The 20,688-nt window shown below is 67.3% G+C and carries 21 protein-coding genes; 10 read left to right on the top strand and 11 right to left on the bottom strand.

Features of this window, described 5'->3' with window-relative positions:
- Window positions 1-54: 54 nt before the first annotated feature.
- The 9 genes from ACODRW_RS19140 to ACODRW_RS19100 all read left to right on the top strand — a co-directional run bounded on the left by ACODRW_RS19140 (window position 55) and on the right by ACODRW_RS19100 (window position 10,521).
- Complete coding sequence (locus tag ACODRW_RS19140) at window positions 55-1,305, top strand: alanine racemase (RefSeq protein ID WP_488906467.1); 1,251 nt, start codon at window positions 55-57, stop codon at window positions 1,303-1,305.
- A 197-nt stretch (window positions 1,306-1,502) separates the two neighbouring features.
- The gene (locus ACODRW_RS19135) at window positions 1,503-4,112 is read left to right on the top strand and encodes a glycoside hydrolase family 15 protein (protein WP_488906466.1); all 2,610 of its coding nucleotides are present in this window, start codon (window positions 1,503-1,505) and stop codon (window positions 4,110-4,112) included.
- A gap of 120 nt (window positions 4,113-4,232) precedes the next feature.
- The gene (gene tauA, locus ACODRW_RS19130) at window positions 4,233-5,243 is read left to right on the top strand and encodes a taurine ABC transporter substrate-binding protein (RefSeq protein ID WP_486636310.1); all 1,011 of its coding nucleotides are present in this window, start codon (window positions 4,233-4,235) and stop codon (window positions 5,241-5,243) included.
- A 16-nt stretch (window positions 5,244-5,259) separates the two neighbouring features.
- Window positions 5,260-6,054: a taurine ABC transporter ATP-binding protein gene (locus ACODRW_RS19125; RefSeq protein WP_488906465.1), complete on the top strand. Its 795-nt coding sequence runs from the start codon at window positions 5,260-5,262 to the stop codon at window positions 6,052-6,054.
- Window positions 6,041-6,913 carry a taurine ABC transporter permease TauC gene (gene tauC, locus ACODRW_RS19120; protein ID WP_486636312.1) on the top strand — a complete coding sequence of 291 codons (873 nt, stop codon included), beginning with the start codon at window positions 6,041-6,043 and terminating at the stop codon, window positions 6,911-6,913. The genes ACODRW_RS19125 and tauC overlap by 14 nt, the downstream gene beginning before the upstream one ends.
- Before the next feature lie 55 nt (window positions 6,914-6,968).
- Window positions 6,969-7,799, top strand: coding sequence for a taurine dioxygenase (tauD, locus tag ACODRW_RS19115; RefSeq protein ID WP_488906464.1), 831 nt, complete (start codon window positions 6,969-6,971; stop codon window positions 7,797-7,799).
- Between the two features lie 191 nt (window positions 7,800-7,990).
- Window positions 7,991-8,818, top strand: coding sequence for a S1/P1 nuclease (locus ACODRW_RS19110; RefSeq protein WP_227106258.1), 828 nt, complete (start codon window positions 7,991-7,993; stop codon window positions 8,816-8,818).
- A 49-nt stretch (window positions 8,819-8,867) separates the two neighbouring features.
- Window positions 8,868-9,965 carry an AAA family ATPase gene (locus tag ACODRW_RS19105; protein ID WP_107801458.1) on the top strand — a complete coding sequence of 366 codons (1,098 nt, stop codon included), beginning with the start codon at window positions 8,868-8,870 and terminating at the stop codon, window positions 9,963-9,965.
- 118 nt (window positions 9,966-10,083) lie between these two features.
- On the top strand, window positions 10,084-10,521 hold the full coding sequence (locus ACODRW_RS19100; protein WP_200123092.1) for a DUF2846 domain-containing protein: 438 nt from the start codon (window positions 10,084-10,086) through the stop codon (window positions 10,519-10,521).
- A gap of 89 nt (window positions 10,522-10,610) precedes the next feature.
- Here ACODRW_RS19100 and ACODRW_RS19095 read toward each other — a convergent pair whose 3' ends face one another.
- The 3 genes from ACODRW_RS19095 to ACODRW_RS19085 form a co-directional block, all read right to left on the bottom strand.
- Window positions 10,611-11,045 carry a lysozyme gene (locus tag ACODRW_RS19095; protein WP_488906463.1) on the bottom strand — a complete coding sequence of 145 codons (435 nt, stop codon included), beginning with the start codon at window positions 11,043-11,045 and terminating at the stop codon, window positions 10,611-10,613.
- 309 nt (window positions 11,046-11,354) lie between these two features.
- Window positions 11,355-12,176: a class I SAM-dependent methyltransferase gene (locus ACODRW_RS19090; RefSeq protein ID WP_107801461.1), complete on the bottom strand. Its 822-nt coding sequence runs from the start codon at window positions 12,174-12,176 to the stop codon at window positions 11,355-11,357.
- An 83-nt stretch (window positions 12,177-12,259) separates the two neighbouring features.
- Window positions 12,260-13,186 (bottom strand): alpha/beta hydrolase, encoded by a 927-nt coding sequence (locus ACODRW_RS19085; protein ID WP_488906462.1) that lies wholly within the window; start codon window positions 13,184-13,186, stop codon window positions 12,260-12,262.
- A 436-nt stretch (window positions 13,187-13,622) separates the two neighbouring features.
- Between ACODRW_RS19085 and ACODRW_RS19080 the strand changes: the two genes are divergently transcribed.
- Window positions 13,623-13,994 (top strand): hypothetical protein, encoded by a 372-nt coding sequence (locus ACODRW_RS19080; protein WP_235085189.1) that lies wholly within the window; start codon window positions 13,623-13,625, stop codon window positions 13,992-13,994.
- 295 nt (window positions 13,995-14,289) lie between these two features.
- Here the strand turns inward: ACODRW_RS19080 and ACODRW_RS19075 are convergent, their stop codons facing one another.
- The 8 genes from ACODRW_RS19075 to ACODRW_RS19040 all read right to left on the bottom strand — a co-directional run bounded on the left by ACODRW_RS19075 (window position 14,290) and on the right by ACODRW_RS19040 (window position 20,440).
- A complete protein-coding gene (locus ACODRW_RS19075; RefSeq protein WP_253315352.1) occupies window positions 14,290-14,871 on the bottom strand; it encodes a GNAT family N-acetyltransferase in 582 nt (193 codons plus the stop codon).
- Between the two features lie 9 nt (window positions 14,872-14,880).
- Window positions 14,881-15,426 (bottom strand): cysteine hydrolase family protein, encoded by a 546-nt coding sequence (locus ACODRW_RS19070; protein WP_107801465.1) that lies wholly within the window; start codon window positions 15,424-15,426, stop codon window positions 14,881-14,883.
- A 439-nt stretch (window positions 15,427-15,865) separates the two neighbouring features.
- Window positions 15,866-16,744, bottom strand: coding sequence for a phosphoribosylaminoimidazolesuccinocarboxamide synthase (locus ACODRW_RS19065; protein ID WP_235085181.1), 879 nt, complete (start codon window positions 16,742-16,744; stop codon window positions 15,866-15,868).
- Window positions 16,741-17,427 carry a DNA alkylation repair protein gene (locus ACODRW_RS19060; protein ID WP_488878011.1) on the bottom strand — a complete coding sequence of 229 codons (687 nt, stop codon included), beginning with the start codon at window positions 17,425-17,427 and terminating at the stop codon, window positions 16,741-16,743. The genes ACODRW_RS19065 and ACODRW_RS19060 overlap by 4 nt, the downstream gene beginning before the upstream one ends.
- On the bottom strand, window positions 17,424-17,843 hold the full coding sequence (fos, locus tag ACODRW_RS19055) for a fosfomycin resistance glutathione transferase (RefSeq protein WP_486636321.1): 420 nt from the start codon (window positions 17,841-17,843) through the stop codon (window positions 17,424-17,426). Before fos ends, ACODRW_RS19060 begins: the two co-directional genes overlap by 4 nt.
- A gap of 39 nt (window positions 17,844-17,882) precedes the next feature.
- Entirely contained in the window at window positions 17,883-19,013 is a 1,131-nt protein-coding gene (locus ACODRW_RS19050; RefSeq protein WP_488906461.1) for a 5-(carboxyamino)imidazole ribonucleotide synthase, read from the bottom strand.
- Window positions 19,013-19,501: a 5-(carboxyamino)imidazole ribonucleotide mutase gene (gene purE, locus ACODRW_RS19045; RefSeq protein ID WP_191186231.1), complete on the bottom strand. Its 489-nt coding sequence runs from the start codon at window positions 19,499-19,501 to the stop codon at window positions 19,013-19,015. The genes ACODRW_RS19050 and purE overlap by 1 nt, the downstream gene beginning before the upstream one ends.
- 102 nt (window positions 19,502-19,603) lie before the next feature.
- Window positions 19,604-20,440, bottom strand: coding sequence for a CPBP family intramembrane glutamic endopeptidase (locus ACODRW_RS19040; protein ID WP_488906460.1), 837 nt, complete (start codon window positions 20,438-20,440; stop codon window positions 19,604-19,606).
- Window positions 20,441-20,688 lie beyond the last annotated feature (248 nt).

Raw genomic sequence — 20,688 nt, 5'->3', positions numbered from 1 at the left:
CGAGACTTTGAACAGGCTCTACAACTGGCGGATAGGGATACCAGGGAGAACAGGATGATGCTGAGCGAATTTGGAGCGGAGCCCGCGCGGCACAAGGCGGCGCTGATGTTCCGCGGAGAGGGCGGGGCCAATATCCTGCATGAGGACGCCTGCCTGCCGGCACTGGTGATCAAGGAGGCCGCGCTGGACGGCAATATCCGCTGGATGCAAGGTTTCGCGGACGCGATGGGGGTCTCGCTGGCGCCGCATGGCAAGACCACGATGACGCCGGCCATTTTCCGGCGGCAATTGGCCGCCGGCGCCTGGGGACTGGGCGTGGCCAGCGCGTTTCAGGCCCAGGCGGCGGTGGCGGCCGGGGCCGAGAACGTGATCATCGCCAATCAAGTGCTGGGCCGGGCGAATATGGATCTGGTCGCTGCGCTGCTGCGGCAAGGGCGCGCCGCCCTCCATTGCTGCGTGGACAGCGTGGACAATGCGCGGCGGCTGTCGGACTTTTTCGCCGCCCGGCAACTGCGGATGTCGGTCTTGCTGGAAATGGGCGCGCCCGGCGGGCGTTGCGGCTGCCGCACCGAGCGGCAGGCTTATGAACTGGCGGAGCACATCGCCAAGCTGCCGGGCCTGGCGCTGGCCGGCGTGGCCTTCTACGAGGGCGTGATCCATGGAGACGACGAGCAGGCGGACATCGCGGCGATACAGGCGCTGATTCAGCGCGCGGTCGCGGTGTGCGGCACGCTGCTGCGCAACGGCGACTTCGCCGGCGCGCCGGAAGTGTTGCTGACCGGGGCCGGCTCGGTCTGGTTCGATATCGTCAGCCGGCAGCTGCGGGACGCCGGCCTGTCCGGGGTGCGTCATGTGATCCGCCCCGGCTGCTATGTGACGCAGGACCACGGCATCTATCGGCAGGCTTACGCCGCGCTGCAAGCGCGCGAGCCGCTGGCGGCGCGGCTGGACGGTGGGCTCTCCCCAGCATTGGAGTTGTGCGCGCTGGTGCAGTCGCTGCCGGAGCCGGGCCTGGCCGTCGCGGGCTTGGGCAAGCGCGACGTGGCCTTCGACGCCGGCCTGCCGCAGCCGTTCGCGCAGTACCGCCAGGGGCGGCGCGTGGAATTCGCGCCCGGCGGCCTGCGCACCCGCGCCTTGATGGATCAGCACGCCTTGCTGGACCGCGGCCCCGGCCTGGACCTGCGGATAGGCGATTTGCTGGTGTTCGGCAGTTCCCACCCCTGCCTGAGCTTCGACAAATGGAAGCGCGTGTTCCTGGTGGATGAGGAGTACCGGGTGAGGGAGGAATGGGAGACGGTGTTCTGAAGCGGTTTATGCGCTGCTGAGCGGAAAACGCCTTGTCCCGCCCTGGCTCGCGAGACTTTGAACCGCGGCTAAGCGACGGGTAGGAAAATTTCAGCGCCTGACCCTAAGGCTTGGATAGGCTGGAAATCCTTTTCATTCTAAATGACATTTGGATTTTGTTTTGCTACGCTCCCTGCCAAAATCAGGAGCGAGCGGACATGATCAAGCAATGGATGGGCCTGGCCCTGCTGTTGGGCGGCTTGGGCGGCGCGGCGCAGGCCGGCGAGGCGTTTGGCGCGCCGGGACTGACGGCGGTGCGCGGCCCGGCGGCTAAGTCTTTCGTGGGCGTGGCGACGGAGGGGCCGTCGCGGGTGTATTTCACCGGCTATCGCGGCGTGGTGTCCGAGGTGTTCTACCCGGCGGTGGACACCCAGGCGGCGGTGGATCTGCAATTCCTGGTGGGCGACGCCGGCGGCGGCTTCGTCGACGAGGAAAAGCGGCAGGACTACCGCGTGCAGCGGCTGCATCCGCGCAGCATGAGCTGGCAGGCGCAGACCGGCAACCCGGCCCATCACTGGCGCATCAGCAAGCGCATCTTCACTGATCCGGCGCGCGACGCGCTGATCCAGCGCGTCACCTTCAGCGCGCTGGACGGCCGCCGCGTCGGCGATTTCCGACTTTATCTGCTGTTCAAACCCTATCTGGACAACGCCGGCGCCGGCAATAGCGCCGCCACCCTGGCGCGCGCCGGCGGCGGCGCGGCCTTGGCGGCCAGCCGCAATCAGCGCGCCTCGGCGCTGCTGAGCAGCCTGCCGTGGAAGACGCAGAACGGTCGCCGCATGCTGTCCAACGGCTTTGTCGGCCTCAGCGACGGCTGGACCGATCTGCTGGGCGGCGGTGCCGACAAGCGCATGGACTGGACTTTTGATTCCGCCGGCAACGGCAATGTGGCGCAGATGGGCTGGCTGGACTTGGGCGACCCGCGCGCGGCCAGCGTGTCCTTCGACGTGGTGCTGGGCTTCGGCGCCAGCCAGGGGCAGGCGCTGGACACGGCCGAGGCGGCGCTGGGCGGTGACCTGGGCGCGGCGCAGCGGCGCTACGACGCCGGCTGGCAGGCTTACGCCGCCGGCCTGTCCGATCAGGGCGGCAGCGCCGACGACGGCTACTACCTGGCGGCGATGACGCTGAAAACCATGCAGGACAAGGCCAGCGGCGCGATGGTGGCCGGTCTGGGCACGCCGTGGGGCGCCAGCCAGGGCGACGCCAACGCCGGCGGCTATCACCTGGTGTGGCCGCGCGACCTGTTCAAGTTCGCCAACGCCCTGCTCACCGCCGGCGACCGCGCCACCGCCGCGCGGGTGACGGATTATCTGTTCAACACCTTGCAGCAGCGCCGCGACTGCGGCGCGGCGGAATACGACGCCGCCGGCTGCCCGGACGGCTTCAGCCGCAACGGCCGCTTTCCGCAAAACGCCTGGGTCAGCGGCGCGCAGTATTGGCAGGGCACCCAGATGGACGAGCAGGCCATGCCCATCCTGCTGGCCTGGCGCCAGGGGCCGGCGGTGTATTCGCCGCTGTGGCCGCGCATCAAGCTGGCCGCCGACTACATCCTGAGCGCCGGGCCGTGGACCTACCAGGAGCGCTGGGAGGAGAACAGCGGCTATTCGCCGTCCACGCTGGCGGCGCAGATCGCCGGCCTGGCCGCCGCCGCCGACATCGCCCGCGCCAACGGCGACGACGCCAGCGCCGCGCGCTATCTGTCCGCCGCCGATTTCTGGCAGCAGAACGTGGACGCCTGGACCTTCACCCGTAGCGGCGGCTTTGGCGACGGCCGTTATTATCTGCGCCTCAATCCGTCCGCGCGCGCCGGCGGGGCCGGCCGCGCCGGCCAGGCGCCGGCGCTGGGCCCGGACACGCCGCAGGCGCTGGAAGTGAAGAACGGCGGCGGCGGCCGCGACGCGCGCCGGGTGGTGGACGGCGGCTTCCTGGAACTGGTGCGCATGGGCGTGAAGCGCGCCGACGATCCGGCGGTGCTCGCCACGCTGGGCATTTACGACGCGGTGTTGGGCCAGCGGCTGGAACTGCCCGGCGCGCCGGCGCTGCCGGTCAACGCCTGGTTCCGCTACAACTTCGACGGCTACGGCGAACGCAACGACGGCGGCGATTTCGCCGGCAGCGGCGTGGGCCGCTTGTGGCCCATCTTCACCGCCGAGCGCGGCGTCTACGAGATTGCGCGCCAGGGCGGCGGCGCGGCCGGCCAGCCCTATCTGGCCGCCTTGAAGCAACTGGCCACGCCGGAGGGCATGCTGCCGGAACAGGTGTGGCCGCACAGCGCGGTGCTGCCGGACGGCTGGGCGGTGGAGACGCCGGCCGGCAACCGCGCCGGCACGCCCACCCGCTCGATCGCGCCGCTGAGCTGGGCGATGGGCGAGTACATCAGCCTGCTGGCCTCCATCCGCGCCGGACGCGTCGTCGATCTGCCGGAAGCCGCCTGCGCGCGTTACTACGCCTGCCGGGTGGAACCCAAGGCCGGAGAGGCGACGGTGGAGATCCAGGCCGCCGCCGATACCCGCTGGGGGCAGCAGCTGTACGTGACCGGCGCGGCGCGCGCGCTGGGCAATTGGAACACCGATCTGGGCCTGCCGGCGGACGCGGCGGCCTACCCGCTGTGGAAGACCCGGGTCAATCTGCCGGCCGGCCAGCGCATCGAGTACAAGTACTACCGCAAGAACGCCGACGGCAGCGTGAGCTGGGAGCAGCGCGCCGGCAACCGGGTGTTGCAGGCGCCGGCCGGCGGGCTGACGCTGAATGATCAGGTGGTGTGGTGAGGCGGGCGGGGATCAAATGCTTATTGATTTATTTGGAATATTGAAAGCAAATTTAATTACTTTTTGATATTAAACATGGCTTTTATAGTGTGCTGAGTCCCCCTTGTTCAGGAACTCGCCATGTCCATGTTCATCGCCCGCCGTTCCCTGCTGGCGCTCAGCCTCGCCAGCCTGTCCTTCCTCGCCTTGGCGGCACACGCCGCTGAGGCGCCCATCGTCATCGGCTACCAGACCGGGGTTGATCCCTCCAAAGTGGCCCAGGCCGACGGCTTGTATGAAAAAGCCATCGGCCGGCCGCTGCAATGGCGCAAGTTCGAGAGCGGCGCGGAAGTGCTGGCCGCGCTGGCCTCCGGCGACGTGCATATCGCCGATCTGGGCTCCAGCCCGCTCAGCGCCGCCGCCACCCGCCAACTGCCGATCCAGACCTTTCTGATCGTCGCCGAGATCGGCAACTCCGAGGCCTTGGTGGCGCGCAAGGGCAGCGGCATCAAGACCCCGCGGGACCTGATCGGCAAAAAGGTGGCGGTGCCCTATGTCTCCACCACCCATTACAGCCTGCTGGCCGCGCTCAAACACTGGAAGCTGGACCCGGCCAAGCTGTCCATCGTCAATCTGCGCCCGTCCGAGATCAGCGCCGCCTGGCAGCGCGGCGACATCGACGCCGCCTATGTCTGGGACCCGGCCTTGAGCCAGGCGCTGAAAACCGGCTCGGTGCTGGTCAATTCCGAACAAGTGGGGCAGTGGGGCGCGCCCACTTTCGAAGCCTGGGTGGCGCGCAAGGATTTCGCCGCCGCCCAGCCGCAGGCGCTGGCCGCCTTCGCCAAGGTGACTTTGCAGGCCTTCGCCGATTACCGCGCCAAGCCGGCGGCCTGGAGCGCCGGCTCGCCGCAGGTGGCCAAGATCGCGCGGCTGACCGGGGCCGATCCGGCGCAGATTCCCGGCCTGCTGGCCGGCAGCCGCTTCCCGCTGGCGCAGGAGCAGCTGTCGCCGCGCTTGCTGGGCGGCGGCACCGCCAAGGCGCTGCGCGACACCGCCTTGTTCCTGAAGGAACAGAAGAAGGTGGAAGCGGTGCTGCCGGATTATCAAGCCTATGTCGAGCCGCGCTTCGTGCGGCTGGCGCAGCCGCGCTGAGCGCGAGGAGGCCGCGATGGCTAGCTTGATCGTGGAAAACGCCGGCGTCAGCTACGCCGGCCCGTCCGGCCCGGTGCAGGCGCTGGACCGGGTGTCGCTGGAGCTGCGTTCCGGCGAGATCGTGGTGGCCCTGGGGCCGTCCGGCTGCGGCAAGTCCACCTTGCTGGGGCTGATGGCCGGCTTCCAGACGCCCAGCCAGGGCCGGGTGCTGGCCAATGGCCGGCCGGTGCGCGGGCCGGGCGCGGATCGCGGCGTGGTGTTCCAGGACGACGCGCTGATGCCCTGGCTCAACGCCGAGGACAATGTCGCCTTCGGCCTGCGTCTGCGCGGGGTGCCGCGCGAGCAGCGGCGCAGCGAGGCGCGCCGCATGCTGGGCTGGGTGGGGCTGGAAGCCTTCGCCGGCCACGCGCTCAGCCAGATGTCCGGCGGCATGCGTCAGCGCCTGGGCCTGGCGCGCGCGCTGGCGGCCGATCCCGACTTCCTGCTGCTGGACGAGCCCTTGGGCGCGCTGGACGCGCTGACCCGGGAAAAGATGCAGTCGCTGATCCTCAGCCTGTGGCAGCGCAGCGGCAAGGGCATCTTCCTGATCACCCACAGCATCGAGGAAGCGCTGTTCCTCGGCACCGAGCTCTTGGTGCTGACGCCGCGCCCCGGCCGCATCGCGCTGCGGCAGAAACTGGGCTTCGCCCATCGCTACGCCACCGGCGAATCGGCGCGCTCGATCAAGGCCGATCCCGCCTTCATCGCCATGCGCGAGCATTTGCTGGACTGGATTTTCCGCGCCGAGGAGGCCGACCATGCCGCCGCTTGAACTGACTGAATTGGGCCCGGCCGCGCAGGCCGAGCTGAGCGCGCCGCCGCCGGCCCATGCCCCCGCACCGCTCTCCGGCCGCTTCGCCGCCTGGCGTCGGCGCTGGCCCAGCGTGCTGTCGGTGGGCGGCCTGCTGCTGCTGTGGTGGGCGGCCAGCGCCGGCGGCCTGGTGTCGCCGTTATTCCTGCCCGGCCCGGCCCAGGTGGCGACGCGGCTGGCGGACCTGGCGGTCAACGGCTTCATGGACGCCAGCCTGTGGCGTCACGCCGCCGCCAGCCTGGGCCGGGTGGGCCTGGCGCTATTGCTGGCCGCGGCCACCGCGGTGCCGCTGGGCATGCTGATGGGCCTGAGCCGGCGCGCGCATGCGGCGCTGGACCCGCTGATCGAGTTCTACCGGCCGGTGCCGCCCTTGGCCTATCTGCCCCTGATCGTGATCTGGTTCGGCATTGGCGAGGCCAGCAAGGTGCTGCTGATCTATCTTGCCATCTTCGCGCCGCTGGCCATCGCCACCGCCGCCGGCGTGCGCCGCGCGGACCCGGCGCGGCTGCAGGCGGCGCGCTCGCTGGGCGCCAGCCGCGGCCAGCTGCTGCGGCTGGTGGTGCTGCCCAGCGCGCTGCCGGAGATCCTGACCGGGCTGCGCATCGGCCTGGGCGTGGGCTGGTCCACCCTGGTGGCGGCGGAGCTGGTGGCCGCCACCCGCGGCCTGGGTTTCATGGTGCAGTCCGCCGCCCAGTTCCTGGTCACCGACGCGGTGATCGCCGGCATCCTGATCATCGCCTGGATCGCGCTGGCGCTGGAATTGGGGCTGCGTTGGGCGGAGCGGCGCTTCGCCGGCTGGGCCGCGCCGGAACGTTTTTGAGCGAGTTTTCAATTTTTTGGATTTGGTTTCCGCCGCGCGGATAAGGAGCACATTCATGAGCCTGCAACTGCAAGCCATCAGCCCGGCCCTGGGGGCCATTGTTTCCGGCGTCGATCTGAGCGCGCCGCTGTCCGGCGCCGAGCGCGACGCGATTGAGGCGGCGCTGCTGCGCCACCAGGTATTGTTCTTCGAGAACCAGCCGTTGACGCCGCGCCAGCAGCGCGACTTCGCTGCCCGCTTCGGCGATCTGCACCTGCATCCGGTCTACCCGACGGTGGCGGAGCAGCCGGAAATCATCGTGTTGGACACCCATGTCGACAATCTGCCGGACAACGACAACTGGCATACCGACGTCACCTTCATCGCCACCCCGCCGCTGGGCGCGGTGCTGGCGGCGCGGCAGCTGCCGGACGTGGGCGGCGACACGCTGTGGAGCAGCAACAGTGCCGCTTACGACGCACTGTCGCCGGCCTTGCGCGGGCTGCTGGACGGCCTTAGCGCCGAGCACAGCTTCGTCCATTCCTTCCCGGAAAGCCGCTTCAAGGACACGCCGCAATACGCGCGCTGGCAACAGGCCAGCCGCGACCATCCGCCGGTGGTGCATCCGGTGGTGCGCACCCATCCGGTCACTGGCCGCAAGGGCCTGTTCGTCAACGAAGGCTTCACCACTCGCATCCTGGAACTGGCGCTGCGCGAGAGCGATGCCTTGCTGGCCCTGCTGTTCGCCCACGCCGCGCGGCCGGAATTCACCGTGCGCTGGCGCTGGAAGGAAAACGATCTGGCGTTCTGGGACAACCGCGTGACCCAGCATTACGCGGTGGCGGATTACCTGCCGCAGCGGCGGGTGATGCACCGCGCCACCATCCTGGGCGACCGGCCGCGTTGAGCGCGGCGGAATGAGCAGGAAAAGGAAACCCGGCAATGCCGGGTTTTTTTTTACGGGGTCGTACAGCGTATATCTTCAAATGAAATGATATTGGCATCTTAATTTAACGGTTTTCGGGTAATATCCGTTCGCCATAAAAACGACGGGCGGCGCGCCCGTCTCGGCATATCACAATCACAAGAGAAACCGTCATGAAGAAATTTACGCTCGCCCTGCTGTTGTCCGCCGCTTTCGCGCTGCCCAGCGCCCAAGCGCTGGCCTGGGGCCAGGAAGGCCACCGCGTCACCGGCTACGTCGCTCAGCAATTGTTGAGCCCCCAGGCCAAGGCCGCGGTCAATCAATTGATCCCCAACGCGGACTTCGCCCAGCTGGCCTTGTACATGGACCAGCACAAGCAGGAATTGAAACAGCAGCTGCCGGGCTCGGATCAATGGCATTACAACGACGAACCGGTGTGCGACGGCGTGGAAGAGGACGATTGTCCCAGCGGCAACTGCGCGTCCAATCAGATTGGGCGCTACAGCAAGGTGCTGGCCGACAAAACCGCGAGCAAGTCCGCCCGCGCCCAGGCGCTGACCTTCCTGCTCCACATGATCGGCGACATCCACCAGCCGCTGCACGCGGCCGACAACCACGACCGCGGCGGCAACGACGTCAAGACGCGGCTGGCCGGCAGCAACAAGACCGGCAATCTGCATTCGGTGTGGGACACCGCCCTGGTGCAGCAGGCCTTGAGCGGCGCCAACGAGCAGAGCTGGGCGACGCAGAACCTCAAGTACTACGCGCGCAATATCGCCGGCTGGCAGAGCGGGCAGGTCAATGACTGGATCAAGGAATCCAATCAGTACGCGCGCAGCGAGGTCTACGGCCCGCTGTCCAACTTCAGCTGCGGCCAAGCGCCCAGCGACGTGGCCTACCTGGACCGCACCTACCAGACCGCCGGCGCTCAGCTGGTCAAACAGCAGCTGGTCAAGGCCGGCGCGCGCATCGCCATGGTGATCAACCAGGCGCTGCAGTAAAACGGCGCGTCCGCGCTAGAATGGCGGCTCCGTCGTCACCGGAGCCGCCATGTCCATTCACGAGCTCAGCCTCAAGGGTTTCCGTTCCATCCGTCAGCTGCGGCTGGAGCTGGAGCCGCTCAACGTCGTCGTCGGGCCTAACGGCTGCGGCAAATCCAATCTCTACAAAGCGGTGCGCCTGCTGCACGAGGCCGCCTGCGGCCGCCTGTCCGCGGCGCTGGCGGAAGAGGGCGGCATTCAAAAGGCGATGTGGGCCGGCGGCCTGCGCCGCGGCGACCGCAAGGGCGAGCCCAAGCGCATGGCGCTGGCGGCGCGGCTGGCCGATTACGACTACGAATTGCAGCTGGGCTACCCCGAGCCCAGCCGCAGCCTGTTCTCGCTGGACCCATTGGTGAAGGAGGAAACGCTGTGGCTGGCCGGCCAGGGCCGCCGCCCCTCGGCCCAGGTGCTGGAGCGGCGCAATCAGAGCGCCTTTCTCACCAGCGTGGACGGGGTCAGGACCACCTATCCCTTGGGCCTGCAGGCCGAGGAGTCGGTGTTTGGCCAATTGGCTGAGCCGCATCTTTATCCCGAGGTGTCGCAAGTGCGGGAGACGCTGCGGCGCTGGCGTTTCTACCATGAGTTCGCGGTGTGGCCCGGCTCGCCGCCGCGCGCGCCGCAAGTGGGCATCCGCTCGCCGGTGCTGGCGCACGACGGCGGCAACCTGGCGGCCGCTTTCCAGACCATTGTGGAGATCGGCGACGTCGAACTGCTGCACAGCGTGCTGGCCGACGCGTTTCCGGACAGCCGCTTCCAGACGGAGGCGCTGCATGGCCGTTTCCAGATGCTGATGCAGCGCGACGGCATCCTGCGGCCGCTGGAGGCGGCCGAATTGTCCGACGGCACCTTGCGTTTCCTATGCCTGGCGGTGGCCTTGCTCAGCCCGCGTCCGCCGGCCTTCATGGCCTTGAACGAGCCGGAAAACAGCCTGCACCCGGACTTGTTGCCGGCCTTGGCGCGGCTGATCGCCGAGGCCGGCCGCCACAGCCAGCTGTGGGTGACCAGCCATTCGCCGCGCTTGGCGGAGCTGATCGCGCGGCACCGGCCGCTGCGCCGTTTCATGCTGGCGCAGCGCGACGGCGAGACGGTGTTGGCGGACGAGGATTGAGCCGGGCCGCGAGGCCGGTTCGGCATTTTCGGAAAGTGAAAATGGATGGATGCGAGGCGGAATATTTGCATGTAGAATCCCCGCCGCCATACCATTTAAATATAAGAAAGAACTTTCCGTGAAAAAACTATTTGCCGCTGCTTCTCTGTTGGCCCTGCTGTCCGGCTGCGCTTCCACCACGCTGGCCACGCCCGAGGCGGACGCTCAAGCCAAGCAGTTCAACGCCCAGCCGGCCAAGGCTCGCGTCTACATCTATCGCAACGAGGCGATGGGCGCCGCCGTGAAAATGAATGTTCTGGCCGACAACAAGGCCTTGGGCGACACCGTGGCCAAAACCTACATCATGGCCGATCTGGAGCCGGGTTCGCACACGCTGGTGGGCAAGGCCGAGAACGATTCCAGTCTGACCCTGGACATGGTGGCGGGCAAGATTTACTACGTTTGGCAGGAAGTGAAGATGGGCGTGCTGTACGCTCGCAACAAGCTGCAGAGCGTTGACGAGGCTGAAGGTCAAAAAGGGGTGAAAGAGTCCCAACTGGTGCAGTCGCCGCAATAAGACACGGCGGCGGCGCGGCGGAGCCCGCCGCGTTCCCAAAAAAAGCCCAAGCAAACGCTTGGGCTTTTTTCATGGCTCAGACCACGTGCTCAGACCGGTTGCAGAAACAGCGCCTGCTCCGCCGCGCGGCGGCGGGTGAGGCCGGGCAGGACTTTGCCGCCGGCCTTGTTCCAGCGCGGAAACTGGGAGGCGGCGCCGGCGTAGTCGCGCTGATTAAGCAGGCGCAGCAGGGTGGAGTTCTGCAGCGACCCCAGGCCCAGGTTGTAGCTGAAGCTGAGCAGCGCGTCGAACTGGTTCTGGTTCAGCGGCACCTGAACCAGCCGGGAGACGCCGGTTTCGAAGCGGTTCAAATCGCGCGCCAGCAGCGCGTCGGCCTGGGCCTGGCTGATGACCAGACCCGGCGTCACGTCCGGACCGGTGTGGCCGTAGCCTATGGTCCAGACGCCCACCGCGTCCTGGTAGGCCTTGAGGCGCAGGCCTTCGAATTGCTGGATCAGTTTGACGCCGTTGGCGCTGATATTCATGTCGGGCTCCTGGGAAGGGCCCCCGGCGGACGCGGAGAAACGCTCGGAAGAATCTGAGGCGGGAGGAGAAGCGGGCGGGGGCGGGACCGGCCGCGCGGGGCGGTCCGGGTGCGTCGTTCCCATTATGCTCAGGGCCCGGAAACGGGCCGAGGCGACAGGCGTCAGTGGCGGGAAGGGGGGCCGACTGCGGCTCCCCCACCCTAGGAGCGATTGCTCGTTATAGGCAGGGTGGGTGGAGCGTAGCGATACCCACGCGGAAATCCCATCGGGGGATGGCTTCGCGGAGCGCAGCGGACTTTGAAGCGGCTTTTAGTACACAAAGCGCTCGCGCAGGTCTTCCAGGTTCAGCTCTTTCAGAATCGCCTCCTGGCGTTCGCGCGCGCTGTTTTTGCGCTGGCCGGTGTACTTGGCGATGATCAGCTCGTTCTTCATCGAGTGTTCCCAGCCCACCAGCTCGGTGACGGTGAGCTGATAGCCGCGCGCTTCCAGTTGCAGGCAGCGCAGCACATTGGTCAGATGGCTGCCGAACTCGCGGGTGTGGATGGGGTGGCGCCACATTTCGGACAGCGGGGTCAGGCCGAAGCTCTGGTTTTTCTTCTGGCGCAGTACGCCGGCCACTTCCGCCTGGCAGCAGGGCACCAGCACGATGTAGCGCGCGTTCTTGGCCAGCGCGAAGCGGATGGCGTCGTCGGTGGCGGTGTTGCAGGCGTGCAGCGCGGTGATGATGTCCACCTGCTCCGGCAATTGCTCCGAGGTGATCGACTGTTCCACGCTCAGGTTCAAGAAGCCCATGCGTTCGAAGCCGAGGCGGGCGGCCAACTCTTGCGAGCGGCTGACCAGTTCCGGCCGGGTTTCGATGCCGTAGACGCTGCCGGCGGCCTTGTCCTTCAGGAACAGGTCGTAAAGGATGAAGCCCAGATAGGATTTGCCGGCGCCGTGGTCGGCCAGGCTCATCTCGCCTTTTTCCGCCAGCACATCGGCCATCAGCGGCTCGATGAACTGGTACAGGTGGTAAACCTGTTTCAGCTTGCGGCGGGTGTCCTGGTTGATCTTGCCGTCGCGGGTCAGGATGTGCAGCTCTTTGAGCAGTTCCAGCGATTGCTGCGGTTTGATCTCGGGAATCAGGCTCATGGCGGCCTCCTGCGAAAAACGAATCGCCGGATTTTAGTCCAATTCGCGCCGGCGCGCTTGGGCGCTGGTTTCAATGCTCCTGTCTAACTGGCCGGCTGCGCGCTGATCCGCTCCAGCCAGCGCAGCATGTCCTGCTCCACTTCCACGCGGTTGGTTTCGTTCAGCATTTCGTGGCGGCCGCCGGGGTAGACCGTGGTCTGCACATCGAGCAGGCCGGCTTCGCGGTAGCGGATTTCCAGCTGGCCCAGGCCCAGCTTGCCCAGGCTGACCGGGTCGCGGCTGCCGGCCAGCAGCCAGACCGGACAGCGGCGCGGCAGGCTGTCGCCGCTCGCCTCGCCGCGTTCCATGGCGATGATGCCGCCGAACAAATCTATCCACAGGCCGGGGCAGGGGTCGAAGCCGCATAGCGGGTCCGCCAGGTATTTGTCCACTTCCGCCGGGTCGCGGCTCAGCCAGTCCATGCCGGTGCGGGCGGGCAGAAAGCCCAGGTTGAAGCTGCCGAAGACCAGCCGCGCCAGCAGCCGGCTGGGGCGTTCCGGGCTGCCGAAGCGGGCCACCAGCCGAGCCAGGCCGCGCAGCAGCCAGGCCAGCGGCCGCTGGCGGTAGCCGGTGGCGGACAGGATCAGGCCGGACAGCGCCGCGCCGTGGCGCAGGAAATAGGCGCGGGCGATGAAGGAGCCCATGCTGTGGCCGAACAGCGCCACCGGCAGGCCGGGATGGCGTTCCGCGGCGTGGCGGCGCAGGGTGTCCACGTCGGCCACCACCTTGTCCCAGCCGCTGTCGGCGGCGAAATGGCCGCGCAGCCGCGGCGCGGCGCCGTGGCCGCGATGGTCGTGGGCGTAGACGGCGTAGCCGGCTGCGCTCAGGGTCTGGGCGAAGCGGTGGTAGCGCACCGCGTATTCGCTCATGCCGTGGGAGATCAGCACCACGGCGCGCGGCGCGCCGTCCGGCAGCCAGCAGGCGGCGTGCAGGATTTCCCCGTCGTCGGCGTTCAGATGGAAGGTTTGCATGGTGTTGAGCCCTTTTATGGCCTGTTTTGACTGCGCCGCGGCATCAGGGTTGCGGCGAAGCAGCGGCTTCACAGCAGAACATGGCGCAAGGATGCTGGCAAGCGCTATCCAAATGTCCTGGCCTGTTCGCCGCCATGGGGTGGGGGCCGTTTTGCTAGGCCTTCCCGGACGCGCCGCGCTTGACCAGACCAAGCTGGGTGGGCACCATGAGCCGCGTGCCGTTTCATACAGCGCGGCATCAGGAATGGAAGCCTGAATTGAGTAGGAGGGATTCACCATCCCAATGCCACGCTATAGCTGCGCCCATCAGGGCAGGTTATGGCAGGGAGGCCTTTGGCCTGCTGGCTCCTACTCGCCTGTCTTCCAACCCTGCCATATGCCTGCCCATCTTGATTGGAAGCGGGGTGGCAGGCGCTCTGTTCAGTAGGAGCCCGTCATGCCGATATTGTCAGTTCTATCCCTGCTTTCCAAACCGCCTCCGCCCAAGGAGGCCGCTCAATCTCCAGCCGCTCTCCCAGCGGCCAGCCGTCTGATCAAGACCGTCAAACATCTGCAAGGTCTGCGTTCGGAAAATACTGCGCTTGCCGCCATCGATCCCGTTCTGATTCATTTAGCCCGTTGCTGCGAGCATTACGACGATATCGCCGAAGAGCTGCGTCAATGCAATGAGGCCTTGGGCGCGGTGCTGTTGATGCTGCGTCACACCGAAAACGCGCAAGTGCGCGGCAAGGCCTTGTGGGCCTTGCTGGAGCCTTTGCAGCAGCGTTTGCAGGGGGCGATGGAGAGGCTGGAGACGGTGACGTCTTAGAACCTGTTTACGATCCGTTGCGTGTCGCGAGCAAGGCCTTGTTTCGTTTTGGTTGGCGTGATCCTCAACCGCGGGTGCCGGTGGGTATCGCCTGCGGCTCCACCCACCCTACGCACGACCGTTTGCCAGGGGTAGGGTGGGTGGAGCGCAGCGATACCCACGCGGAGGTCTTGGAGAGCTTCGGATCGGCGGTGTCCTGTGCGCCAAGCCAGGGCCAAAACACTGAACAGGTCGTGCACAGGCTTTTAGCGTGGCTACTCGTCCTACTGATGCGCAGCGGATGGTGGACAGGCGCTCAGGCCAGCATGTGTTCCGGGTCGAAGTCCGGATTCAGCCGCGAGCTCAGCACGTGGTCGCGCCAGGCGCCGTTCAGATAGAGATAGTTTTTGGCGTGGCCTTCGATCTCGAAGCCCAGCCGCTTGAGCAGGCCGGCGCTGCGCAGATTGTGGGGCTGGTAGTTGGCCTGGACCCGGTGCAGCCTGAGGGTGTCGAAGGCGCAGCGTATCACCGCCTCCAGCGCTTCGCGCATCAGGCCCTGGCCTTGGCAGTGCTGGTCCAGCCCATAGCCCAGGTGACAGGATTGGAAGGCGCCGCGGCTGATATTGCTGAGGCCGACGCTGCCTATCACCCGTTCCGGCTCGGCGTGCAGCGCCAGCAGGAAGCGGCCGCCGCGGCCTTCTTCCCAGTCGCGCGCGCGCTGGCGCAGCTGCATGGTCCAGTACAGCTCGGTGAAGAACATGTCGCCGGGCTTGGGGTCCCAGGGTTCGAAGTGCTGGCGGTTGCGGACGTGGAAATCCAGCATCGCGCGCGCCTGCGCCGGCTGAGCCGGCAACAGCAGCAGGCGCGGCGTGTTGAGGGTGGGCTGGGCGATGGGCATGCGGAGCGGTCAGGCGCTGGCGGGGAAGGCGATCTCGGCCGCCGCGCGCAGCAGGATGGGCACGCCGAAGCTGCCCAGCTTGGGCAGGGTGGCGTTTTCATGGGCGCGGATCTGGGCGGCGCTGGCGTGGTCCTTGTCGTGGGTGGTGTGCGCGTCGCTGGCCAGGATGATGGCGTAGCCGTGGGCCGCCGCGCTGCGGGTGGTGGTGTCGATGCAGAATTCGCTGGCGTAGCCGGCGATGACCAGTTGGCCGACGCCCCATTGTTGCAGTTGCTGATGCAGGCCGGTGCGCAGGAAGGAGTCCGGCGTGGTCTTGCGCAGGTAGTGGTCGTCCGGCTGGGCGTCCAGGCCGCGGGCCAGTTGCCATTCCGCCGAGCCGTGGATCAGCGGCGCGCTGGCGCGTTCATGCTGAACCCAGACCACCGGCGTTCCGGCCGCGCGCGCGGCGGCGGCCAGTTGATTGAGGCGGGCGATGACGGCGTCGGCGTGGTCGGCGCGGGGTTCGTGGTCGAACATGCCGCTTTGCACGTCGATGATCAGCAGGGCGGTTTTCATCGGGGTTTCCTGTCGCGGGATTGAGTCGCCAATGTCATATGAAACGGCTTAAAAAGCAAGCCCCGCCGGGGCGGGGCTTGGTGCTGGCTCGGAGAATGTGCTTACGATTTTCCGGCAGTGTGTTGAAACATTATTCAATACTCAGGAAACCGCGTATTCGACGCGCCCCAACTCCCTTCAAGCCTGCCGATGGGTGGCAGGCCCGAGGTTTTAAGCGGCTGTTTGTTCGAGCACCGCGACGTTAGCGCGGTGCGAGTTCAGCCGCGCCTCGGGCCTGACGGGACCCGGCGGGAAGCCGTAGGCCAGGCTTGCAGGGCGGCCTTTAGGGTAAAGGGAGATTTGGCCGCGCAAATCTCCCTTTCCGTTTGCCGGGCGGAACCGGCCCTAAATCATCATCCGCGAAGCGGATTCGAAAGTACCCGGCAAGGTAAACAGGCGCTTAGGCGGTCAGCCTGTCCAGCGCTTCCTTATACTTGGCCGCGGTCTTCTCGCGCACCTCCAGCGGCACCGTCGGCGCCGGCGCCTGCTTGTTCCAGCCGGAGGCTTCCAGCCAGTCGCGGACGAACTGCTTGTCGAAGGACGGCGGGTTGCCGCCCGGCGCGTAGCTGTCCGCCGGCCAGAAGCGGCTGGAGTCCGGGGTCAGCGCCTCGTCCATCAGCGTCAGCACGCCGTTTTCGTCCAGGCCGAACTCGAACTTGGTGTCGCAGATGATGATGCCGCGGCTGGCGGCGAATTCGGCGGCGGCGCGGTAGAGCTTGATCGCGGTGTCGCGCACCTGGGCGGCCAGTTCGGCTCCGACGATTTCTTCGCAGCGCTGGTAGCTGATGTTTTCGTCGTGGTCGCCCACCGCCGCCTTGGTGGACGGGGTGAAGATGGGTTCGGGCAGCTTGTCGGCCTCGCGCAGGCCGGCCGGCAGCGCCAGGCCGCAGACGGTGCCGCTCTGGCGGTATTCCTTCCAGCCGGAGCCGGCCAGGTAGCCGCGCACCACTGCTTCGATCGGCACTGGTTTCAGGCGCTTGGCCACCACGGCGCGGCCGGTCACTTGCGGCAGGTCGGCGGCGGAGACCACGTCTTCCGGCGCGTCGCCGGTCAGGTGGCAGGGCACCAGCTCTTTGAGCTTGTCGAACCAGAAGTTGGAGATGGCGGTGAGGATCTGGCCCTTGCCGGGAATGGGATCGTCCAGGATCACGTCGAAGGCGGACAGCCGGTCGGTGGCGATCATCAGCATGCGCTGGTCGTCGATCTCGTACAGGTCGCGGACCTTGCCGGAGTAGATTTTCTTCAAGCTGGTCAGTTGGGTGGTGTTGAGTCCGGTCATCGGAAATCCTCGGTGGAGCGGGCAATGTGTTTCAAGGCTTCGCGCCGGCTGAGCCCGGATAGCGGCGTGGCCGCGACAAAGGCGCGCACGGCGCGGGCGTCGGTGTAAGCGTATTCGCGCAAGGCCCAGCCTATGGCCTTGCGGATGAAGAATTCGGCGTCGCCGGCATTGGCGGCGCAGTAGCGGAACAGGCGTTCGGCGTCGGTGTCGGTTTTCCAGCGCAGCTGGTGCAGGATGGCGACGCGGCGCAGCCAGAAGTCGGCGTCGCCGCTGAGCGCGTCCATATCGTGTTGCAGATCGCGGTGTTGGCGCGCGAGCGTGCCGACCACCCAGGCGGCCAAGCCGTCCACGCAGTCCCACCAGGGCTTGGCGGCGGCCAGGGTCAGCAGCCGCGGCAGGCTGGCGGCCGGCAGTGCCTCGGCGCGCGCGGTCAGCAGGTCCACCGCCGCGTATTGGAATTCGCGTTCCGGCTGCCGCCACAGTTGTTCGGCCAGTTCCAGGCAGTATTCCGCGGTTTGGGTCTTCAGCGCGCGGATCCAGGGCGTGGAGACCTTGCGGCGCGCCGGCGTGGGCACGCCGAGAAAGTCGAACTGCTCGCGCATATAGGCGCGCATCGGCGCGGCCTGTTCCGGGACGGCGGCGGCGCTCAGTCCGGCGCGCAGCGCGGCGATGTCGGCGTTCATGCCGGCGCCTCGTCGAAGAAGCGCATGCCGGCGTAAGGCCGGGCGCGGCAGGCGGCCAGCCGCGAGGCCAGCGTACCGACGTGCAGTTCCAGTTGATGGCCGTCCGGGTCCAGGAAGTAGAGCGAGTCGCCTTCGCTGCGGTTGTCCCGCCATTGGCGGACGCCGGCGGCGGCCAGGCGTTCGCGCCAGGCCGGGAAGTCGGCGGCGTCCACGCCGAAGGCGTAGTGGGTGTAGCCGGGGGCTGGTGCGGCGGCCGGGTCCAAGGACAGGCACAGCCACAGGCCGTCCAGGCTCAGGTAGCCGCCGCCGTCCCAGCGCGCATGGGGCTGGCAACCCAGGGTGAGGGCGTAGAAGTCCCAGGCGCGCTCCAGATCGCGCACCGCCAGGGTCAGGTGATTCAGTCCGTTCAGCTTCATGGCGAAAAAATGGCGAAGCCGGAAAGCTTCGCCATCTGCTTACAAGGTATCCTTCAAGGCCCGGGCCTGATCCAAGGCTTCGTCGGCCGTAGCCGCCATCACATTGAAGTGGCCCATCTTGCGGCCGGGGCGCGCGCTTTTCTTGCCGTACAGATGCAGTTGGGCGTTGGGCGCTTCCGCCAGCACGTCCCAATTGGGCTGGGCGCCGTTGTCCTTCCACACATCGCCCAGCAGATTGACCATCACCACCGGGCTGAGCAGGTCGGTGCGGCCCGGCAGCAGGCCGCACATCGCGCGCACCTGTTGCTGGAACTGGTCGGTCAGGCAGGCGGTGAGCGTGTAATGGCCGGAGTTGTGCGGCCGCGGCGCGATCTCGTTGACCACCAGGCTGTCGTCGGCCAGCACGAAGAATTCCACCGCCAGCACGCCAACGTAGTCCAGTGCCTCGGCCAGCCGCATCGCCATGGCTTGCGCTTCGGCCGCCAGCGCCGGCTTGATGCGCGCCGGCACGATGGATTCGTCCAGGATGCCGTCGGCGTGGATGTTCTCGGCCACCGGGAACACCGCGCTCTGGGTGGCGCTGACTCGGGTGACGATGGCGGACACTTCCAGCTGCAGGTCCAGCATTTTTTCCAGCACGCAGGCCTGTCCGCCCAGATTGGCGTAGGCGGCGCGCGCCTCGGCCGCGGTGCTCACCCGCACCTGGCCTTTGCCGTCGTAGCCCAGACGCGCGGTTTTCAGGATGCCGGGCAGATAGGGCGAGAGTTCGACCTGGATGTCTTCCACGCTCTGGATGGCCAGATAGGGCGCGGTGGGCAGGCCGGCCTTGGCGATCCAGGCTTTTTCCGCGATGCGGTCCTGGGCGATGGCGACGCAGTCGCCGGACGGGGACACGCGGGTGGTCTTGGCCAGCAGGCGCATCGCGTCGGCGTTGACGTTCTCGAATTCGGTGGTGACGGCGGCGCAGCTCTTGGCCAGGTCTTCCAGCGCGGCGGGATCGTTGAACGGCGCGCACAGGTGGCGGTCGGCGAAGTCCGCCGCCGGCGCGGCTTCGTCCGGGTCCAGCACGGTGACGCGGTAGCCCATGGTCTTGGCGGCGACGGCGAACATGCGGCCCAACTGGCCGCCGCCCAGGATGCCCAGCATCGCCGGGGGCAGGATGGCGGCCATTATTCGATCTCCGGCAGGGTCATCGCCAGCACGGTTTCTTCTTGCTTGCGGCGGAAGGCGATCAGTTGTTCCGCCAGTTCCGGGCGGGTGGCGGCCAGCATGGCCACGGCGAACAGCGCGGCGTTGGCGGCGCCGGCCTCGCCGATGGCGAAGGTGGCCACCGGGATGCCCTTGGGCATTTGCACGATGGAGAGCAGGGAATCCTCGCCGCGCAGGTATTTGGACGGCACCGGCACGCCCAGCACCGGCACATGGGTCTTGGCGGCCAGCATGCCCGGCAGGTGGGCGGCGCCGCCGGCGCCGGCGATGATGGCCTTCAGGCCACGCTCGGCAGCGGTTTCTGCGTATTGGAACAGCAGGTCGGGAGTACGGTGGGCGGAGACGACGCGGGTTTCACAGGCGATGCCGAAGTCTTTGAGCACGCGGGCGGCGTTCTGCATGACTTCCCAATCGCTGTTGCTACCCATCACGATGCCGACTTCAATCATGGCGGAGAAGCTCGCTGGTTGAGGCTAAAGCCGGGATTTTACCCGATTGGGGCCTGCTGCCGTTATGGTTTTTTATTTTGACATCAAGGTACTTAGGGCATATCACATCAGCCGCGGATAAGTGAACAGAATCAGGTGCACAGCGTTGAAGGCGACATGGGCCAGCACCGCCCACAAGACCTGGCGGGTGGCGGCGTAGACCAGGCCGTAACCCAGGCCGGCCAGGGTGGCGAGCCCCACCCAGACCCAGCCGCCGGCGACGTGGACCAGGCCGAAGGCCACCGCGGCGGCCATTAGGGCGGGAAAGGGTTCGGTGCGCAACTCCAGCCAGCGTTGCAGGCCGGCGCGGAAGAAGGCTTCCTCCGCCAGCGAAACCAGGAAGAAGTTGGCGAACAGCCAGGGCAGCAGCCAATGCGGCCATTTCGGCGCCCAGGCGATGACGCCGGCCACGCTGGCCAGGCCCAGCACGACCAGCAGCAGCAGCGCGCCGACGCCGGCCGCCGCCGGGCCCCAGCGCCGTTCCACTTGCGGGCTGGCGGCCAGCACTATCAAGAGCAGCCAGCCGGCGGCGCCCTTGTCGTAACTCCAGTACAGCCGGTAGGGCGCGCTGTTCGGCGTGCTCAGGCCCTGCCACAGCAAGGGGTTGTCGAAGCCGGGCAAGGCGTGCAGCGCCAGCGCCAGCAGCAGCGCGATCCAGACCAGCCACAGCTCCGGCCGCCGGTAGTGGCGCGCGGCCAGGCTGACGGCGAGGGCGGCGAGGAGGGCCGCGGCGCCCAAGGGCTGCACCAGGCCGCAGGCGACGGCGACGCCGGCGCTGCTGAGCGCGGCCAGGCGGGAGGGCCAGCGCAGGCGCAGGCTTTCGGCCAGCAGGGCCAGGGCCAATAGGAGGAAGGCGGCAAGGGATAGGGAATCCGGCAGGGGCGGGGTGGGCAGAGGCATGGCGGGCTCGCGGCGGGATGGGTTTGGATACTGAATGATACCTAAGAACCTGTTTACGATCTGCTGCGCGTCGTGAGACGTGGCACGGTGAGTATGGCATTCAAAATGCTCGTGTACCGTGTGCGCATTCCGCTTTCCCCGCCGCAACGCCATGTCATGTCTTGGTTCGCGAGATCGTAAGCGCGCCCTGAAAGCGTTGAGAAAAAAGCCGCCGCCGTCTGGTTTTGGGCCAGAGCCGCGGCGGCAGG

Source organism: Chromobacterium sp. FG89, from assembly GCF_057808735.1.
The sequence above is the reverse complement of the archived record's forward strand: the minus strand, read 5'-3'. Positions and strand labels throughout refer to the sequence as shown.

Excerpts from the sequence above, each read along its gene's own strand:
- ACODRW_RS19075 (WP_253315352.1), bottom strand. The coding sequence starts at position 14,871 with ATGCCCATCGCCCAGCCCACCCTCAACACGCCGCGCCTGCTGCTGTTG.
- ACODRW_RS19125 (WP_488906465.1), top strand. The coding sequence starts at position 5,260 with ATGGCTAGCTTGATCGTGGAAAACGCCGGCGTCAGCTACGCCGGCCCG.
- tauC (WP_486636312.1), top strand. The coding sequence starts at position 6,041 with ATGCCGCCGCTTGAACTGACTGAATTGGGCCCGGCCGCGCAGGCCGAG.
- ACODRW_RS19080 (WP_235085189.1), top strand. The coding sequence starts at position 13,623 with ATGCCGATATTGTCAGTTCTATCCCTGCTTTCCAAACCGCCTCCGCCC.
- ACODRW_RS19105 (WP_107801458.1), top strand. The coding sequence starts at position 8,868 with ATGTCCATTCACGAGCTCAGCCTCAAGGGTTTCCGTTCCATCCGTCAG.
- fos (WP_486636321.1), bottom strand. The coding sequence starts at position 17,843 with ATGAAGCTGAACGGACTGAATCACCTGACCCTGGCGGTGCGCGATCTG.
- purE (WP_191186231.1), bottom strand. The coding sequence starts at position 19,501 with ATGATTGAAGTCGGCATCGTGATGGGTAGCAACAGCGATTGGGAAGTC.
- tauA (WP_486636310.1), top strand. The coding sequence starts at position 4,233 with ATGTCCATGTTCATCGCCCGCCGTTCCCTGCTGGCGCTCAGCCTCGCC.
- ACODRW_RS19090 (WP_107801461.1), bottom strand. The coding sequence starts at position 12,176 with ATGAGCCTGATTCCCGAGATCAAACCGCAGCAATCGCTGGAACTGCTC.
- ACODRW_RS19040 (WP_488906460.1), bottom strand. The coding sequence starts at position 20,440 with ATGCCTCTGCCCACCCCGCCCCTGCCGGATTCCCTATCCCTTGCCGCC.
- ACODRW_RS19060 (WP_488878011.1), bottom strand. The coding sequence starts at position 17,427 with ATGAACGCCGACATCGCCGCGCTGCGCGCCGGACTGAGCGCCGCCGCC.
- ACODRW_RS19050 (WP_488906461.1), bottom strand. The coding sequence starts at position 19,013 with ATGGCCGCCATCCTGCCCCCGGCGATGCTGGGCATCCTGGGCGGCGGC.
- ACODRW_RS19070 (WP_107801465.1), bottom strand. The coding sequence starts at position 15,426 with ATGAAAACCGCCCTGCTGATCATCGACGTGCAAAGCGGCATGTTCGAC.
- ACODRW_RS19085 (WP_488906462.1), bottom strand. The coding sequence starts at position 13,186 with ATGCAAACCTTCCATCTGAACGCCGACGACGGGGAAATCCTGCACGCC.
- ACODRW_RS19140 (WP_488906467.1), top strand. The coding sequence starts at position 55 with ATGATGCTGAGCGAATTTGGAGCGGAGCCCGCGCGGCACAAGGCGGCG.
- ACODRW_RS19095 (WP_488906463.1), bottom strand. The coding sequence starts at position 11,045 with ATGAATATCAGCGCCAACGGCGTCAAACTGATCCAGCAATTCGAAGGC.
- ACODRW_RS19135 (WP_488906466.1), top strand. The coding sequence starts at position 1,503 with ATGATCAAGCAATGGATGGGCCTGGCCCTGCTGTTGGGCGGCTTGGGC.
- tauD (WP_488906464.1), top strand. The coding sequence starts at position 6,969 with ATGAGCCTGCAACTGCAAGCCATCAGCCCGGCCCTGGGGGCCATTGTT.
- ACODRW_RS19065 (WP_235085181.1), bottom strand. The coding sequence starts at position 16,744 with ATGACCGGACTCAACACCACCCAACTGACCAGCTTGAAGAAAATCTAC.
- ACODRW_RS19110 (WP_227106258.1), top strand. The coding sequence starts at position 7,991 with ATGAAGAAATTTACGCTCGCCCTGCTGTTGTCCGCCGCTTTCGCGCTG.